The sequence below is a fragment of the Saccharothrix variisporea genome, from assembly GCF_003634995.1.
In the GTDB taxonomy this organism is placed as follows: domain Bacteria; phylum Actinomycetota; class Actinomycetes; order Mycobacteriales; family Pseudonocardiaceae; genus Actinosynnema; species Actinosynnema variisporeum.
The window spans coordinates 8,096,114-8,114,388 of sequence record NZ_RBXR01000001.1; the positions used below are offsets into that span (position 1 = coordinate 8,096,114).

The window sequence follows — 18,275 nt, forward strand, 5'->3', positions numbered from 1 at the left end:
TGGGACCGCCGCTGATGAACGCACACCGCCCGCTCAGCGAGACACCGATCGCCATCGTCGGACTCGGCGCGCTCTACCCGCGCTCGGGTGACCTCCGCGAGTTCTGGGGCAACGTCGTCGACGCCGTCGACTGCATCGAGGACGTGCCCGAGACGCACTGGAAGGTCGAGGACTACTACGACCCCGACCCCAGCGCCCCGGACAAGACCTACGCCAAGCGCGGCGGGTTCATCCCGACCGTGCCGTTCAACCCGCTGGAGTTCGGCCTGCCGCCCACGACGCTGGAGGTCACCGACGTCCTGCAGCTGCTGAGCCTGGTCGTGGCCAAGCAGACGCTGGCCGACGTCGGCGGCGGCTGGGACCCCGCGCGCACCGGCGTGGTGCTGGGCATCACCGGCGCGAACTCGCTGACCCAGCCCCTGGCGACCCGGTTGCAGACGCCGGTGCTCAAGGAGGTCGTGCGCAGCGTCGGGCTCACCGAGCGGGACGCCGAGGAGATCGCCGCGAAGTTCGTCAAGGCGTTCGCGCCGTGGGAGGAGAACTCCTTCCCGGGCATGCTCGGCAACGTCGTCGCCGGCCGCATCGCCAACCGGTTCGACTTCGGCGGCACCAACTGCACGGTGGACGCGGCGTGCGCATCTTCCTTGGCAGCGCTGCACATGGCCGCGTCCGAGCTGGTGTCCGGCCGGGCCGACGTGATGCTCACCGGCGGGTGCGACGCCGAGAACACCATCCTGATGTACCTGTGCTTCAGCAAGACGCCCGCGCTGTCGAAGTCCGGCGTCATCCGGCCGTTCGACGAGTCCTCGGACGGGACGCTGATCGGCGAGGGCATCGGGATGCTGGCGCTCAAGCGCCTGGAGGACGCCGAGCGCGACGGCGACCGGATCTACTCGGTGCTGCGCGGGATCGGGTCGTCCAGCGACGGGCGGTTCAAGAGCATCTACGCGCCCCGGCGCGAGGGCCAGGTCGTGGCGTTGGAACGGGCCTACGCCGACGCGGGTGTGTCGCCGGCGTCGGTCGGGTTGATCGAGTGCCACGGGACCGGGACGTCGCTGGGGGACCTGACCGAGCTGTCGGCGTTGAAGGACGTGTACTCGGCGGCGTCGGAGGACAAGCAGTTCGCCGCCGTGGGCAGCGTGAAGTCGCAGATCGGGCACACCAAGGCGGCGGCGGGCGCGGCGGCGCTGATCAAGGTGTCGTTGGCGCTGCACGAGAAGGTGCTGCCGCCGACGATCAACGTGACGCAGCCGCGGGAGGCCGTGGACTTCCCGAACTCGCCGTTCTACGTCAACACGCGGTCCGTGCCGTGGGTGCTGGAGCCGCGCCGGGACGTGCGGCGGGCCGTGGTGTCGTCGTTCGGGTTCGGCGGCACGAACTTCCACTGCGTGGTCGAGGAGCACTCGCCGTCCGTCACGCAGGTCTCCCACCGGACCGCGCGGGTGCACGTGTGGCACGCGCCGGACGTGCCGTCGTTGTTGGAGGCGGTGGAGGGCCCGGCTTCGTCCGACCGGGTGCCCGACTCGCACGCCCGGCTGGCCGTGGTGGCGCGGGACTCGGCGGAGCTGGCGTCGCTGCTGGCGGACGCGGTCAAGCGGATCAAGTCCGGTGCCACATCGTTCGAGCTGCCGTCCGGCGCCTACTTCCGGACATCCGCCGCGGTACCCGGCCGGGTGGCGGCGCTGTTCGCCGGGCAGGGCAGCCAGTACGTCGGGATGGGCGCGGCCACCGGGCTCGCGCTGCCGCCCGTGCGCGAGGCGTTCGACGCGGCGAGCCTGCTCTCCGACCCCGCCGACCCGTTGAACCGGGTCGTGTTCCCGCCGCCGGCGTTCGACAAGGAGGCGGCTGCCGCGCAGGAAGCTTCGCTTCGGCGCACCGACTACGCGCAGCCCGCGATCGGGGCGCTGTCGGTGGGGCAGTTCCGGTACTTGAGCGCGCTCGGGTTCACCGCCGAGGGCATGCTGGGGCACAGCTTCGGCGAGCTGACCGCGTTGTGGGCGGCGGGGTCGTTGACGGAGGACGAGTTCCACACGCTCGCCGCCGCGCGCGGCCGTGCGATGGCTTCCCTCCCGTCGGCCGACGCCGACCGCGGCACCATGGCCGCCGTCCGCTGCGACGCCGATGCTTTGTCCGACCTGCTGTCCGCCCACCCGGACGTCGTCGTGTGCAACCTGAACGGACCGCACCAGACCGTCGTCGGCGGAGGCACCGAGGCCGTCTCCGCTTTCGTCTCGGCAGCCAAGGCCTCCGGCTTGGACGCGCAGCTCCTCCCGGTGGCCGCCGCGTTCCACACCCCGTACGTCATGCACGCCGTGGACGCGTTCCGGGCAGCGGTGTCCTCCGTGGACGTTCGCGAGCCGGTCGCCGAGGTGTACGCCAACACCGCTGACGCTTCCTACGGCAGGGACATCGCCCACAACCGCAAGGTCCTGGTGGACCAGCTGGGCAAGCCGGTGGCCTTCGCCGACCGCGTCCGGCAGATGTACGAGGCCGGCTACCGGGTGTTCGTCGAGTTCGGCCCGCGCGCGGTGCTGTCCGGCCTGGTGCGCCGCATCCTCGGCGAGGACACCGACGCGGTCGTCCTGTCCGCCGACGCCGGCCCCGGCAAGGACGGCGACCGGGCGATCAAGCAGCTAGCGGCCCGCCTGACCGTGCTGGGCCTACCACTGACCACCCCCGACCGCTTCACCGCGCCCGAGCCGGTGGCGGAGGAGACCAAGGGAATGAGGGTTGCGTTGAACGGTGTGAACCACGTCCCCGACGAGCGCCGTCGCGCTTACCAGGACGCCCTGACGAACGGCTACAAGATCACTCCCCAGACACCCGGCACGCCCGCACCCGCCGCCCCGGCGGCCACTCCCGCCGCCGCCACTCCCGCCCCGACTCCCGCCGCCGTCACTCCCGCCGCCGCCGCTCCCGCCGCCGGCTTCGCCTCCACCGCCGCCGCTCCCGCCGCCGCTCCCGCCGCCGGTTTCGCCTCCACCGCCGGCTTCGCCCCCTCCGCCGCCCAGCCCTCGGCAGCGACTCCGCCCCAGCCGGCCCCGGCCGTCCCCACCCTGCTGGCCCAGACAACGCCCCCGGCCCCGCCCTCTCCCGCAGTGGCCGATCCGATCGTGTCCCCGGCAGCCCCGGCGTACCACCCGGTCGGCTTCGGCGCGACCGGCGTGGCCTGGGAACACCTCGCCCTGCACCGCGACTACCTGGACAGCCAGCTGCGCGTGGCGGAACGGCTCAGCGGCGTCCTGGAGCACGAAACCCGTCAGGGCACCCTGACCGACCTGGCGGTAGCGGGCATCACGTCGGTGACCGAACACAGCATCGCCATCGGCCGCAGCCACATGCACGCGACGGACGTCCTCCTGGGCTTCGCCCACCTGGACGCCGGCACCCCCATCACCTACGCCCCCTCCCACCGCTACACCCCAGAACTGACCGCAGCCCCCACCCGCCACGAAGTAGCCGCCGCCCCACCAGCCGCCACGCCCACAACTGTCGTACCCCAGTGGGACAATGGTGACCGGGGGCCGGAGGCCACACCCACCCCCACCCCCACCCCCGCAGCCGCCACCGCCGCTGCCACCGCATACGCATACGCCCCCAGCGCCCCGGCCACCCCCACGAACGGCACCCCCACGAACGGCACCGCCACCAACGGCACCGCCACCCCGGCCCCGGTCGCCGCGCCCGCCCCGACCACGAACGGCACCGCCGCCCCGGCCGCCGCGCCCACGACCAACGGCACCGCCGCCCCCGCGACCAACGGCACCGCCGCCCCTGCCGCCGCGTCCACGACCAACGGCACCCACACCGGCGTTCACACGCCCTCCAACGGCACGCCCGCCCCCACCAACGCGCTGGCACCCGCCACCAACGGCGCACCGGCCACCGCCCCCACCGCGCCCGCCACCGGTGCCGACGTCCAGACCGTCCTGCTCTCGGTGGTCGAGCAGAAGACCGGCTACCCCGCCGACATGCTCGACCTGTCCATGGACGTCGAGGCGGACTTGGGCATCGACTCGATCAAGCGCGTCGAGATCATGGGCGAGCTCCGCGAACGCTTCCCGAACAGCGCGAACGCCACCCCGGAAGCCCTCGGCGAACTCCGCACCCTGGGCGACATCATCGAGTTCGTCGGCGGCACCCCGGCAGCACCCACACCCGCGACACCCGCACCCGCACCCGCACCGACACCCACAGCCGCACCAACCGCAGCCCCGACCCAGGCAGCCCCGACCCAGGCAGCCCCGACCCAGGCAGCCGCCACCCCGGCCCCGGCCGCCGAAGACGTGACCGCCGTCCTCCTCTCCGTGGTCGAGCAGAAGACCGGTTACCCCGCCGACATGCTCGACCTGTCCATGGACGTCGAAGCGGACCTGGGCATCGACTCGATCAAGCGCGTCGAGATCATGGGTGAACTCCGCGAACGCTTCCCCAACAGCGCGAACGCCACCCCGGAAGCCCTCGGCGAACTCCGCACCCTGGCCGACATCATCGGCTTCGTGGGAGAGGGGGCTGATCTCCCAAAAGCTGACGGCGCGACCGGCATCGCACGGATGCAGGCGCGCCTGACCACGCTGCCCGCCGCCGACCAGCTCCTCGACGCCTACGGTGACCGGCCCGTCGCGCTGCTGTCCGGCGCGGCCACGCCGTTGGCCGAGCGCGTCGCCGCCGCACTGCGCGCGAAGGGCTGGCAGATCGGCACCGGCGCTCCCGACCTCGTGCTGCACTTCGCCCCCGAAGCACCGCAGACCTGGCACGAAGCCACCGAAGCCCTCACCGAAGCCCTCCTCGCCGCGGCCCGCCACCCCGCACCGGCCGAGCGCCGCACCGGTTTCGTGGTGGTCAGCCGGATCGACGGGCGGCTCGGCATGGCCGAACCCACCGGCCCCGGCGCACTCCTCGGCGGCCTGTCCGGTCTGACCAACACCCTCGCCATCGAGGCCCCGGGCCTGTTCACCCGCACGGTCGACCTCAGCCCCGAGCTGTCCGACGACGACGCCGCCCGACTCCTCCTCCTCGAGCTCGAGGACGCCGACCCCACCCCCACCAAGATCGGCATCGACACCCACGGCACCCGCCACACCCTGACCGCCGCGAACACAGAAACCCCCGCGCCCACCGAGGTCCCCGAACCCGGCCCGCACGACCTGTTCGTCGTCACGGGTGGCGCGCGCGGTGTCACGGCGGCCTGTGCGATCGGGCTGGCTCGCCGCTACCGCACCAACCTCCTCCTGCTCGGCCGCACGCCCCACACCGGAGTCCCTGCCCACCTCCGCGCCGTCCCCGAGGACGGCCTCAAGGCCGCGATCATCGCCCACACCCGCGCCCAGGGCGGCAAGCCCCTCCCGCGCGAAGTCGAGAAGATCTACAAGAACGTCCTGGCCCAACGGGAGATCCAAGCCACCCTGGACGCCATCCGCGCCACCGGCGCCCAAGCCGAGTACCTCGCGGTGGACGTCACCGACGCCGAAGCGACCAGGGAAGCCCTGCGCCCCTACCGGATCACGGGCGTGGTCCACGGCGCGGGGGTCCTGGCCGACCAGCTGATCGTGGACAAGAAGGCCGAGGACGTCGCCGCCGTGCTGGGCACCAAGCTGCACGGCCTGAAGTCGGTCCTGGACGCGGTGGACGAGCCGAAGCACGTCCTGCTCTTCTCCTCGGTCGCCGGCTTCTTCGGCAACCGCGGCCAGTCCGACTACGCGATGGCCAACGAGGCCCTCAACCGGGTCGCGGTCCAACTGCGCGCCACCCTGCCGAACAGCCGCGTGACCTCCGTGGTGTGGGGCGCGTGGGCGGGCGGCATGGTGACGCCCGAGTTGGAGCGCATGTTCTCCGAGCGCGGGGTCACGCTGATCCCGCTCGCCACCGGCGTGGACTTCTTCACCGAGCAGTTCACCGCACAACGCTCGGCGGACGTCGTCACCATCGTCGGCCCGGACACCCCGTTGTCCACCAGGGAGATCACCACCGAAACCGGCACGGTCCGCCGCTCGACCGCACCCCTGGTCGGCGACCCGGTGCTGGCCGACCACGCCATCGGCGGCGTGCCCGTCCTGCCCGCCACGGCGGCCATCGGCGCACTGCTGGGCACGGCCCGCCAACTCAAGGACTTCGCCGTGCTCAAGGGAATCACGCTCGGCGACGACCGCCCGGAGTCCCTGGACTTCGTGACCCGCCCGGACCACGTGCTGGTCCGCGACGAGGGCGGCCGGCCGCGCTACCGGGCGACCGTCGTCCCGGGGACCCCCGCGCCGGAGCGGATCCCGAACCTCGACGGCCCGGCCACGCCCTACGACCCGTACGCAACGGGCGCGCTCTTCCACGGCCCGAGCCTGCGCGGCATCACCGACGTGGTGTCCGATGTGGACAGTCGACTCGTGCTGCGCTGCCAGCTCCCCGACGCGGAGATCGCCGGCGGCGCCTACCGGGCCGGCGACTACAGCCCGGTGCTCGCCGATCTGCTGTTGCAGGCCGCGCTGGTCCGGGTGCACCGGGCGCAGGGGGTGAACAGCCTGCCCACGGCGGTCGCGGCGGTGCAGGTGCACGGTCCGCTGCCGGACGGTGAGCCGTTCCTGGTCGTGGTGGAGCCGGAGTCCGGCACTCGGGCCACAGTCACGGCGTGCGCGCTCGACGGCCGCGTCCTGCTGCGGTTCAAGGGCGTGGACGTGGTGCCGAGCACGACTCTCGACTTCGCGCGGGAGGTCGGGCGGTGATCGCGATCGTCGGCATGGCGTGCCTGTTGCCGGGCGCGCACAGCCCGGAGGAGTTCTGGGCGAACCTGGTCGCGGGGACCGACCAGCGCACCGAGGGCGGGCGGGACGTGTTCGGCACGGACCCGTCCGTCCCCGGCGGGTGGGGCGACGAGCGCCACCGGATCACCGCCACGCGCGGCGGGTTCGTCACCGAGCCGGAGATCGACCTGACCGGCCTGCGCGTCCCGGCGGAGGAGTTGGCCGGGCTGGGCCGGGTCGTGCGGTGGCCGGTGCACGTGGTGCGCCAGGCGCTGGCCGACGCCGGCGTGCGCGACCTGGACCGCACCGGGCTCGTGCTGGGCAACTACTCGTTCCCCACGGAGAAGTCCGTCGAGCTGTGCGTGCCGATGGTCCGCGAGGCCGTGTCGGAGGGCCTGCGCCGCGCCGGCCTGCCCGTGCCGGCCACGGCCGACCTGCCGGACGTCGACCCGCGCAACCTGTGGCCGTCGGGGCTGCCCGCGACCGTGGTCGCCGACGCCCTGGGCCTGGGCGGGCCGCGCCTGGCCCTGGACGCGGCCTGCTCGTCCACCCTCTACGCGATGTCGCTGGCGAGCGACTACCTGCGGACCGGCGCGGCGGACGTCGTGGTGGCGGGCGCGGTGTGCGCGCCGGACCCGCTGCTGATGCACCTGTCGTTCTCCGACCTCAACGCGTTCCCGCGCAACGGGATCAGCTCGCCGTTCCACCGCGACAGCTCCGGCATCGTGACCGGGCAGGGCGCGGGGGTTGTCGTGCTCAAGCGCCTGGAGGACGCGCTGCGCGACGGCGACCGGGTGCGCGCGGTGATCGAGTCCATCGGCTTGGGCAACGACGGTGCCGGCGCGCACCTGCTCAGCCCGACCGTGCGCGGCCAGGTCGAGGCGTACCGGCAGGCCTACGCGAACGTGTCCACTGTGGACTACATCGAGTGCCACGCCACCGGCACGCCGTTGGGCGACTCGGTGGAGCTGCGCGGGCTGGCGGAGCACTTCGGGACGGACGTGCCGCTGCTGGGGTCGGTGAAGGGGAACGTGGGCCACCTGCTCACCGTTGCCGGGTTCACCAGCGTGCTCAAGGTGCTGCTGGCCATGCGACACGGCGTCATCCCGGCCACGCCCGGCACGGGCGACCCGATCCGGCCGGCGGGGGCGGAGCACGTGGCCGACCGGATCGTGCGCGAGGCCCGGCCGTGGCCGGAGACCGAGGTGCGGCGGGCAGGAGTGTCCGCCTTCGGGTTCGGCGGCACCAACGCGCACATGGTCCTGGCGCAGACCGCGGAACCCGTGCGGTCCGAGGCGGTCGAACCACCGCGTGCGGCGATCACCGGCGTCGGCGTGCGGCTGGGGCCGGTGCGGAACACCGCCGAGTTGGGCCGGCTGGTCCGCACCGCCGAGTCCGCGCTGGTCGACCTGCCCGCCGAGCGCTGGTACGGCCTGGACCCCGGTGTCCCCGCCCCGGCCGCCGGGTACGCGGCGGACGTCGAGGTGGACGTCCGGACCTACCGCATCCCGCCCGCCGAGCTGCGTGACGCCAACCCCCAGCACCTGCTGCTGTTCGAGGCCGCCGAACAGGCGCTGACCGAGGCCGGTTACCCCGCGCCCGACCCGTCCGCCAAGGCCGAGCAGCTCCCGCCGCGCCGGGTCGCGGTCGTCATCGCGATGGAGATGGAGCCCCGCGCCCACAGCCACCGCGCCCGCTTCGACATCGGTGCCCACCTGCGTGCCGAGCTGGCCCGCGCCGGGCTCACGCTCGACCCGGACGCCCTGGAAGCGGTGGTCCGCGACGCCGTCCACGACCCGATCGGCGCCAACGAGGTGCTCAGCTTCATCGGCAACGTGATGGCCAGCCGGATCTCCTCCTCCCGCAACCTCACCGGCCCGTCCTTCACGCTCTCGACGGACGCGACCGGCGGTGCCCGCGCGCTGGAGGTCGCCCGACTGCTGCTGCTCGACCCGAGCATCGAGGCCGTCCTGGTCGGCGGGGTCGAGCTGGCGGCCGGTGCCGAGAACACCCGCGCCAACCCGACCGCGACCCTCGGCGACGGCGCGGCGGCGGTCGTCCTGACCCGCCCGACCCACGACGACCAGATCACCCTCGACCACATCTCGTTCGACGGGCGCGGGACCGAGCACGTCGAGCTCACCCACCTCGCCGCCCCGATCGACCTGGGCAAGACGCTCCAGGCGTTCGACGGGGGCGCGCTGGCGAGCGTGGTCCCGCTGGTCGGCGACACCCGGCACGCCGGCGTCCTCGCCGCCCTGGCCGCCGCCGTCGAAGCGCTGCGGCACGCGGACCTCCCGCCCGCACCCCAAGCCCTGCGGGAACTGGCCGAGAACACGCCCGGCTTCGAAGACAGCGGGTTCGTGCTGCTCGACCAGGCCACGCCGTGGGTGCGGGAGACCACCGCCGAGCGCCGCACGGCCGCCGTGCACGCGGGGGACGCGCGGGTCGTCGTCTCGGGTGGCGCACCGGTCGCCGACGAGGTTTGGCCCGGCGTGCTGGTCCTGCCGCTGACCGGGGACACGGGCGCGGAGATCGCCGCGCTCGCCCGCGACTGCCTCGACCAACTGGCCACCCGCAGCGCGTTGAGCCTGGTCCGGGAGCACGTGGCCAAGCCGCGCAAGGCCCGCACCGCCGTGCTCGTCGCGGCCGACACCGAAGGCCTGCACCGCGAACTGGCCCTCGCCGCACGAGACCTCGCGGACACCCGGGCCGACTGGTCCACCCCGGCCGGCAGCTTCGCCACGCCGAACCCGGTGGGCGCGGGCCGGATCGCGTTCGTCTACCCGGGCGCCTTCACCACCTACCCGGGCGCCGGGCGCGACCTGTTCCGGCTGTTCCCGAGCCTGCTCACCGAGTTCGAGGCCGAGGACGACCGCCCCCGCGACCGGCTCAAGCACGCGGCCCTGTACCCGTCCGGACCGTTCGGCCTGGACCGGCGGGCGTTGATGCGCCACGAGTCGGAGCTGGTCGAGGACATCCCGGTGATGCTCGCGGCGGGCACGAACCTCGCCGTCCTGCACACCAGGGCCATCCGGGACGTGCTCGGCGTGCGCCCGGACGGCGGCTTCGGCTACAGCCTGGGGGAGAGCAGCATGCTGTTCGCCCTGGACGTCTGGTCGGCCGCCGCCCGGGACGACGCGGCCCTGGCGGCGACCCCGCTGTTCCACGACGAACTCCGGGGGCGCAAGGAGCTCGTGCGCCGCACGTGGGACCTGCCCGACGACCGCGCGAACGTGTGGGCGACCCACGTCGTCCTCGCGCCGGCCGACCGGGTGCGGGAGGCGTTGGAGGACCGGGTCTTCCTCACCCACGTCAACACGCCGGGCGAGGTCGTCATCGCCGGCGACCCGGAGGCGTGCAAGCGGGTCATCGAACGGGTCGGCGCGCCTTCGGCGAAAGCCCCGGCCAACCACGTCATGCACTGCCCTCTGGTGGACCCGGTGCTCGACGGCCTGGCCGCCCTCAACGACTACCCGCTGGGCACCCCGGCGGCGGACCTCGAACTGCTGTCCGCCTACGACTACGACCGCGTCGAGACCCGCGACCGCCCCGAGATCGCCCGGCGCATCGCGTGGACCCTGCGCAGCACGATCGACTTCGCCCGCCTGGCCGAGACCGCCTACGAGCGCGGCTTCCGGTACTTCGTCGAGGTCGGACCGGGTGCCACGTGCACGCGCTGGATCGGCGAGACCCTGGCCGGACGCCCGCACGTGGCCGTGTCCCTGGACCGCCGGGGCGCGGGCACGGCGGTCGCGTTCGCCGCGGCGGTGGCCCGGCTGGTCAGCCACGGCGTGGACGTCCGCCTGGACGCCCTGTTCGGCACCGAGCAGCCCGCGCCGCGCCGGTTCCGGCACTCGGTGACGGTCGGCGGCGAGTCGGTGGTGGACCGGGTCGCCCGCGCGGTCAAGCCCCTGCTCGACGCACCCCCGCCGGCCCAGCCGCTGAAGATGGTCCTGCACAAGCCCGAGGTGATCACCGTGCACGGCGAGCCGTTCGTCTTCCTGCCCAGAAGGTCGGTCGCACTGTCACCGATCCGCGCGATGGGCAGCACGGTCGCCCTGGCCCACCGCCACGCCCTCCGGCTCCACGACGCCCTCCTGGACCAGGCCCTGCGCGCCCTGGAAAACGGCACACCCCCGCCGCCACCCACCCCGCCGCCCGCCGCGCCGGAGCCGCCCGTCGAGCCGGAGCCGGCCAAGGAGCCCGGCGTGGTGTGGGGCGAGGCCGAGTTGCTGGAGTTCGCCAAGGGCAGCGTCGCCACCGTCTTCGGCCCGGAGTTCGCGGTCGTGGACACCTACCCCGTCCGCACCCGCCTCCCCGAGCCGCCGTACCTGTTCGTCACCCGCGTCACCGACATCCAGGCCACCACCGGCGTCTTCGAACCCAGCACCATCACCACCGAGTACGACATCCCCACCGACGCCTGGTACCTGGTCGACGGCCTGGCCCCCTGCGCGGTCACCATCGAGGCCGGCCAGTGCGACCTGCTCCTGGTCGCCTACCTCGGCATCGACTTCCGCACTAAGGGCGAACGCGCCTACCGCCTGCTGGACAGCAAGCTCGTCTTCCACGGCGGTCTCCCGCGCGCCGGCCAGACCCTGCGCTACGACATCCGCATCGACCGGTTCGTCTGGAACGGCGACGCCCTCCTCTTCTTCTTCAACTACAAGTGCTACGCGGACGGCGAACTGATCCTGGAGCTGCTCGACGCGTGCGCCGGCTTCTTCACCCCCGCCGAACTGGACGACTCGCTCGGCGTGGTCACCACGGAAGCCGACCGCAAGCGCCGGGCCGCCCTCACCAAGACCTGGTTCACCCCCCTGGAACGCACCGACCGCACCTCCCTCACCCGCCACGACCTCGACCTGCTGAGCCAGGGCAAGCCCGGTGAGGTCTTCGGCCCGCACTACGACCAGAGCGAAGACGGCCTCAACCGCTCGTTGCGCCTGCCCGGCGAGATGCTGCGCATGATCGACGAGATCCCGGGCATCGACCGGCTCGGCGGCCCGCGCGGCCTGGGCGAGCTGACCGCCGTCAAGCACCTGGACCCGGACGGCTGGTACTTCCGCTGCCACTTCACCGGCGACCCCGTCCTCGCGGGCTCCCTGGTCGCGGAGGGCGGCGTGCAGCTGCTCCAGGTCTACGCGATGTACCTGGGCCTGCACCTGGTGCTGCCGGACGCGGAGTTCCAGTCCGTGCCGGGCCTGCACACGGAAGTCAAGGTGCGCGGCCAGATCACGCCCAAGACGCCGAACATCCGCTACCACGTCGAGGTCACCGACATCACGATGCTCCCGCGCCCCACGGTGATCGCGGACATCGTCGTCTACGACGGGGACAAGCCGATCATCTCCATGCGGGACTTCGGCATCCAGGTCCGCGAGAAGCCCGGCACCCCGTACCGCCCGGGACCCGGTGGCGTGCCGCCGTTCCTGGGCCGCCGCAACCACGACGGCGAGCCGGCGTTCATCAACGAGCTGCACCTCTCGCACGCCGCCAAGGGCGACCTCGCCACCGCGATGGGACCCGAGTTCGAGATCTACGCCAACCGCCGCGCGCCTTACATCCCCAACGGGGACTTCCGGTTCGTGGACCGGATCATGAAGCTGGACGGCGTGCGCGGGCAGCTCAAGCCCGGCGCGAAGATGGAGACCGAGTACGACTGCCCGCCGGAAGCCTGGTACTTCCACGAGAACTCGGTGCCGCAGCCGGTCAACGCGATCCTCATGGAGTCCTCGCTCCAGGCGGCGATCCTGCTCGGCTACTACCTCGGCGCGACCCTCGCCAGCCCCGACGAGGAGCTGAGCATCCGCAACCTGGACGGCCGCGCCACCTACGTCAAGGACGTCGACCTGCGTGGCAAGACCATCCGGCACCGCTCGGAGATGCTGTCCAGCGCCGCCATGCCCGGCTCGACCCTCCAGAACTTCCGCTACGAGCTGTCGGCGGACGGCGAGGTCTTCTACGTCGGCGAGTCACTGTTCGGCTACTTCAGCGAGCAGGCGCTGGCCAACCAGGTCGGCCTCGACAGCGGCAAGCTGACCCCGACCTGGCTCGAACAGCAGTCCGACGTGGACAGTCGCACTCTCGCGATCCGCAGTGACGACAAGTGGTTCGAAGGCTCGCTGCGGCTGGCTGACGGGCACGTCCGGCTGGTGGACAGCGTGGACCTGGTCGCGGACGGCGGCGTGCACGGCAAGGGTTACGTGCGCGGCGTGCGGCGGATCGACCACGACGACTGGTACTTCTCCTGCCACTTCCACCGCGACCCGGTGATGCCCGGCTCGCTCGGCGTCGAGTCGATCATCCAGGCGCTCCAGGTGTTCGCCATCGAGACCGGCCTGGGCGAGGGCTTCACCCGACCGGTGTTCACCCTGCCGCTGGGCGTCGAGATGGGCTGGAAGTACCGCGGCCAGGTGCTGCGCACCGACGCCGAGATGCGCTTCGAGCTGCACGTCAAGGACGTGCGGCGCGAGCCGGGCCGGGTGGTCGTGGTCGCCGACGCCTCCGTGTGGAAGCACGCCACCGCCGACCAGCCGCTGGGCCTGCGGATCTACGAACTGACCGATGTCGCCGTCGAAATCCGGGAGGGCGAGCTGTGACCGCCACCGTGCCAACCACCGCGCCCGTGCGCACCGACGCCGACGGCGTGTACGACACGCTGACCCGGCTGGCCGAACCGTGCTACGTGGTGCGCACCGACGCCGGGATCGGCGTCACCACGGCCCGGCCCGCCGACGACTCGGCCGTGGTCGCCGCGGTCGGGCCGCTGCCGCCCGAGCAGCTCGGCTCGCCGGAGTTCCGCGCCCACCACGGCGTCAAGTACGCCTACCTGGCCGGGGCGATGGCCGGCGGCATCGCGTCCGAGGACCTGGTCATCGCGTTGGCTCGCCAGGGTTACCTCGCTTCCTTCGGCGCGGCCGGGTTGCTGCCGGAACGGGTCGAGGCGGCGTTGCGCCGGTTCCAGGCCGAGATCCCGGGCCTGCCGTTCGCCGCGAACCTCATCCACAGCCCCAGCGAGCAAGAGCTGGAGCGCCGGGCGGTGGACCTCTACCTGGCCTACGGGGTGCGGTGCGTCGAGGCGTCGGCGTTCATGGACCTCACCCCGCACATCGTGCGCTACCGGCTGGCCGGGCTGCGGCGGGGACCGGACGGTGTGGTGGCGGAGAACCGGGTGATCGCCAAGGTGTCCCGGGTCGAGGTCGCGGACCGGTTCCTGCGGCCCGCGCCGCCCGCGATCGTGGCGGCGCTGCTGCGGGACGGCCTGATCACCGCCGAGCAGGCGGAACTGGCGGCGCACGTGCCGCTGGCCGACGACATCACCGCCGAGGCCGACTCCGGCGGCCACACTGACCGGCGCCCGCTGACCGTGCTGTTCCCGTCGATCGTGCGCCAGCGGGACCTGGTGCGGCGCGAGCTGGGCTTCGCGTCCCGGGTCGGCGCGGCCGGCGGCATCGGCACCCCGCACGCCGCTGCGGCGGCCTTCGCCATGGGCGCGGACTACGTGGTCACCGGGTCGGTCAACCAGGCCTGCCTGGAGTCCGGGACGTCCGACGCGGCCCGCGCGCTGCTGGCGGCGGCCGGGACGGCGGACTGCGAGATGGCGCCCGCGGCCGACATGTTCGAGCTGGGCGTGGAGTTGCAGGTGCTCAAGAAGGGCACCATGTTCGCGATGCGCGCCAAGCGCCTCTACGACCTCTACCGCACCTACGACGGCCTGGAGTCGTTGCCGGCGGCCGAGAAGGACCGGCTGGAGCAGCAGATCCTGCGACGGCCGGTGGCCGAGGTCTGGGAGGAGGTCGTCGCCTACTTCACCCGGCGCGACCCCGACCAGCTGCGGCGCGCGGCCGACGACCCGAAGCGGCGGATGGCCCTGGTGTTCCGCTGGTACCTGGGGATGGCGTCGCGGTGGGCCGTGGTCGGCGAGGCGGACCGGACGGCGGACTTCCAGGTGTGGTGCGGCCCGGCGATGGGCGCGTTCAACGAGTGGGTGCGCGGGTCCCACCTGGCCGCGCCGGCGAACCGGCGGGTGGTCGACGTGGCCGCGAACCTGCTGGCCGGGGCCGCGTTCACCACCCGCGTGCAGCAGTTGGCGGCCAACGGCGTGCGCCTGCCTTCGGTGTGCGGCGACTACCGCCCGCGGGTGGCTTCATGACCGCGCTCCTCTCGCCCGCCGCCGAGCTGGACCACCGGCTGGGCGACCCGCGCGACCCGGCCAACCCGCACGGCTTCGCCGCCGCCGTGCGTCGGGACGCCCTGTCCGGGCGGCCGGAGGCGTTGATCGAGGCTTGCCGTGGCTTGGCGCTGTCCTTCGTGCCGGCGGCCGAGGGCGGCACCTTGTCCACAATGGACGAGACGCTGGCTCTGGTGCGCATGGCCGCCCGGCGGGACGTCACCGTCATGCCGCACACCATGTTCAGCATCACGGCCGCGACCTGCGTGCTGCTGGCCGGCACGCCCGACCAGCGCCGCCGGGTGGTGGAGTTGCTGGCCCAAGGGCACGCGATCGGGTTCGCCCTGTCCGAGCCCGAGCACGGCAGCGACCTGCTGGCCAACGGCTGCCTCCTCGAACCGCACCCCGACGGGTTCCTGCTGACCGGCGACAAGTGGATGGTCGGGCTGGGGGAGCGGGCACGGGCGTTGGTGCTGGTCGGGCGCACGGGCGGGCGCGGGGCGGGCGCGTTCACCGCCGTGCTCCTGGACGACGTGGACCGCGCGCGTGCCGGGAACGCCGTCACCAGCGGCATGAAGGGTGTGGACTTCACGGCGTTCGCGTTCGCCGGTGAGGTCGTCCCGGCCGACGCCGTGGTCGGGCAGACCGGGCACGGCCTGGAGATCGCGATGAAGGCCATGCAGGTCGTGCGGACGATGAGCACGGGCGCGAACCTCGCCGCCGCCGACACCGGGCTGCGCGTGACCCTGGACTTCGCCGTGCGGCACGTCGTCGCGGGCCGCCCGGTGGTCGAGCACGAGCGCAACCGGCGTGAGCTGGGCACGGCCGCCGCTGCCTTGTTGGCGTGCGACGTGGTGGCCACGGCGTGCGCTCGCGGGATGCACACCAACCCGGCCGGGCAAAGCCTGTGGTCGAGTGTGGCCAAGAAGGTGTGCACGGACCTGTCGGAAGAGGTGTTCCGGCGCTGCACGGACGTCCTGGGCACGCGCGCGCTGCTCGCGGACAGCCCGTTCGACGTGATGCGGCGGGACAACGCGGTCGTCCGGCACATCGACACCGGCCCCACCGCCAACCTGCGCTTGGTCGCCGCCCACCTCGCCGGACGCGCCACCGACACCACCCCGCCCGAGACCGCGTTCACCCTCGACCGCCCCCTGCCACCGCTGGACCTGCACGGCCTGGGCCTGTCCACGCGCGGCCGGGACGAGGTCACCCAGTCGCTGCCCGAGGTGGCGGCGGCGATGCGGACCGTCCTGGCCGACGACCGCGCCCTGGACCTGCTGCACCGGTTGGAGAAGGCCCTCACCGACCAGTCGGGCGACCCACTGGACCGGGCCGAGCGGTTCTGCTTCCTGCACGCGGCGGCGGCGTGCGCGCACCTGTGGTGGTTCAACCTCGACCGGTCCCTGTTCGGCACCCCGCCCGGCGACACCGGGTGGCTCGTCGCCACCCTCGCCCTCCTGCTGGACCGCGCGCACCGGGTGGAGGACCGGTTGCGCACCGAGGACGCGAACCCCGTCCTCGACGCGGTGCTCGCCCTCCACGCCACCGGGCGGCTGTTCTCCGCCACCCCGCTGCCGCTGGCCGAAGGAGGCACCCCGGCATGACCGTGCGCACCATGATCGAGCTGAACGAGGAGCTGGAACGCTACCTCGGCGACCCGCACGACCCCGCGAACACCATGTCCTTCCAGCGGGTCCTCGAGTTCGACGAGCGCGAGGAGTTCCCGTTCGAGCTCGTCGGCCTGCTCCAGCGCTGGCGGCTGCACGAGTACTGCCTCCCGGCGCGGTGGGGCGGACGCGCCGGGGACGTGGAGGTCGGGTTCAACCTGCTGCGCCTGGTCGCCCGCCGCGACCCGACCTCGGCGACCGCGCTCATGCTCACCGACCTGGCCTTCATGCCCGCCTGGATCGCCGGCACCGAGGCCCAGCGCCGCTACTTCGTCGACGCCATCAACAACGGCACCCGCATGGCGTGGGGCCTGTCCGAACGCCACCACGGCAGCGACGTGCTGTCCAACGAGATGATCGCCGAGAAGGTCGACGGCGGCTACCTGCTGACCGGCGAGAAGTACCTGATCGGCAACGCCACCATCGCCGACGTGGTCTCCGTGCACGCCCGCACCGGCAAGCGCGGCGGACCCGGCGACTGGTCGATCTTCGCCGTGGAGAAGCGCAAAGCGCCCGCCGGGGCCATCGTGGAGCTGCCCAACGAGCGCCTGCACGGCCTGCGCGCCCTCGACATGAGCGGCATCCGGCTGGACAAGCTGTTCGTGCCCGACGAGAACCGCCTGGGCGCGGAGGGCCAGGGCCTGGAGATCGCGCTCAAGAGCGCCCAGGTCGCCCGCACCACCATCAGCAGCATGGCGCTCGGCGCGGTGGACACCGCCCTGCGCGTGACCTGCGACTTCGTCGTCGACCGGGAGATCTTCGGCCAGAAGGTCGCCGACATCCCCTACTCCCGCCGCCAGCTCGCCGAGTGCTTCGCCGACCTGCTGCTCGCCGACGCCGTCAGCACCGGCGCGGTCCGCGGCCTGCAGGCCAACCCGGGCCAGACCAGCGTGTTCTCCTCGGTGGTCAAGTACTTCGTGCCGACCCTGCTGGAACGCACGATGGCCCAGCTGTCGGTCGTCCTGGGCGCGCGCCTCTACCTGCGGTCGCACCCGCACTACGGCATCTACCAGAAGATGCTGCGGGACGTGCTGGTCGCGATCTTCGCCGACGGCAACACCGTCGTGAACCTCAAGAACATCGCCCTCCAGCTCGACGGCATCCTCAAGGCCGCCCGCGACACCCCGGCCGACGCGCGCGGCCAGGCCGAGCAGCGGGTCGCCGCCCAGTTCGACCTCGACGCGGAGCTGCCCGAGTGGCGGCCCGCCGAGCAGCTGCTGTTCAGCCGGGGCGGCGACGAGACCGTGCTGGCACTTCCCGCGGCCATCAAGGCCCTGCGCGCCCTGCACCACCCGGAGCCCGTGCAGCGCCAGTGGTTCCAGCGCTCCGCCGACGTCGCCGAGCGGCTGTTGGGCGAGCTGGACCGGCTGGGCGCGGAACTGGCCGCCCTGAAGGGGAACCGCGACCACGGTTCCTCCGCCGAGATCTTCCGCCTGGCCGAGCGCTACAGCGCGATCCACGCCGCAGCCGCCGCCGTGCACCTCGTGGTGCGGTCGGCACCCGTGTTGCGGGACCCGTTCCCGGACGGCGCGGTGCTGCTGCTGTGCCTGGAACGCGCGTGGCGCCAGGTGGAGCCCACCCGACCCGTGACCGACCCGGCGGTCGTGGACCGGGTGGTGGAGGTGCTGTTCCGGTTGCACCGCGAACGGCGCCTGTTCTCGCACTGGCAGTTCCAACTGCTCGCATCCGGCGAGTGAG

Annotated in this window: 5 protein-coding genes; all 5 read left to right on the forward strand. The window is 73.0% G+C overall.

What is annotated here, in order from left to right; all coding sequences use genetic code 11:
• Positions 1 to 14 precede the first annotated feature (14 nt).
• From DFJ66_RS44675 to DFJ66_RS37110, 5 genes are read left to right on the forward strand one after another with little or no spacing between them, the layout of a single operon-like run.
• Entirely contained in the window at positions 15 to 6,713 is a 6,699-nt protein-coding gene (locus tag DFJ66_RS44675; RefSeq protein WP_121228487.1) for a type I polyketide synthase, read from the forward strand.
• The gene (locus tag DFJ66_RS45200; RefSeq protein WP_281276673.1) at positions 6,710 to 13,336 is read left to right on the forward strand and encodes a polyketide synthase; all 6,627 of its coding nucleotides are present in this window, start codon (positions 6,710 to 6,712) and stop codon (positions 13,334 to 13,336) included. The genes DFJ66_RS44675 and DFJ66_RS45200 overlap by 4 nt, the downstream gene beginning before the upstream one ends.
• Positions 13,333 to 14,889, forward strand: a complete 1,557-nt coding sequence (locus DFJ66_RS37100; protein ID WP_121228489.1) for a PfaD family polyunsaturated fatty acid/polyketide biosynthesis protein — start codon at positions 13,333 to 13,335, stop codon at positions 14,887 to 14,889. Before DFJ66_RS45200 ends, DFJ66_RS37100 begins: the two co-directional genes overlap by 4 nt.
• Positions 14,886 to 16,514, forward strand: a complete 1,629-nt coding sequence (locus tag DFJ66_RS37105) for an acyl-CoA dehydrogenase family protein (protein ID WP_121228491.1) — start codon at positions 14,886 to 14,888, stop codon at positions 16,512 to 16,514. Before DFJ66_RS37100 ends, DFJ66_RS37105 begins: the two co-directional genes overlap by 4 nt.
• On the forward strand, positions 16,511 to 18,274 hold the full coding sequence (locus tag DFJ66_RS37110; protein WP_121228493.1) for an acyl-CoA dehydrogenase family protein: 1,764 nt from the start codon (positions 16,511 to 16,513) through the stop codon (positions 18,272 to 18,274). The genes DFJ66_RS37105 and DFJ66_RS37110 overlap by 4 nt, the downstream gene beginning before the upstream one ends.
• Position 18,275 lies beyond the last annotated feature (1 nt).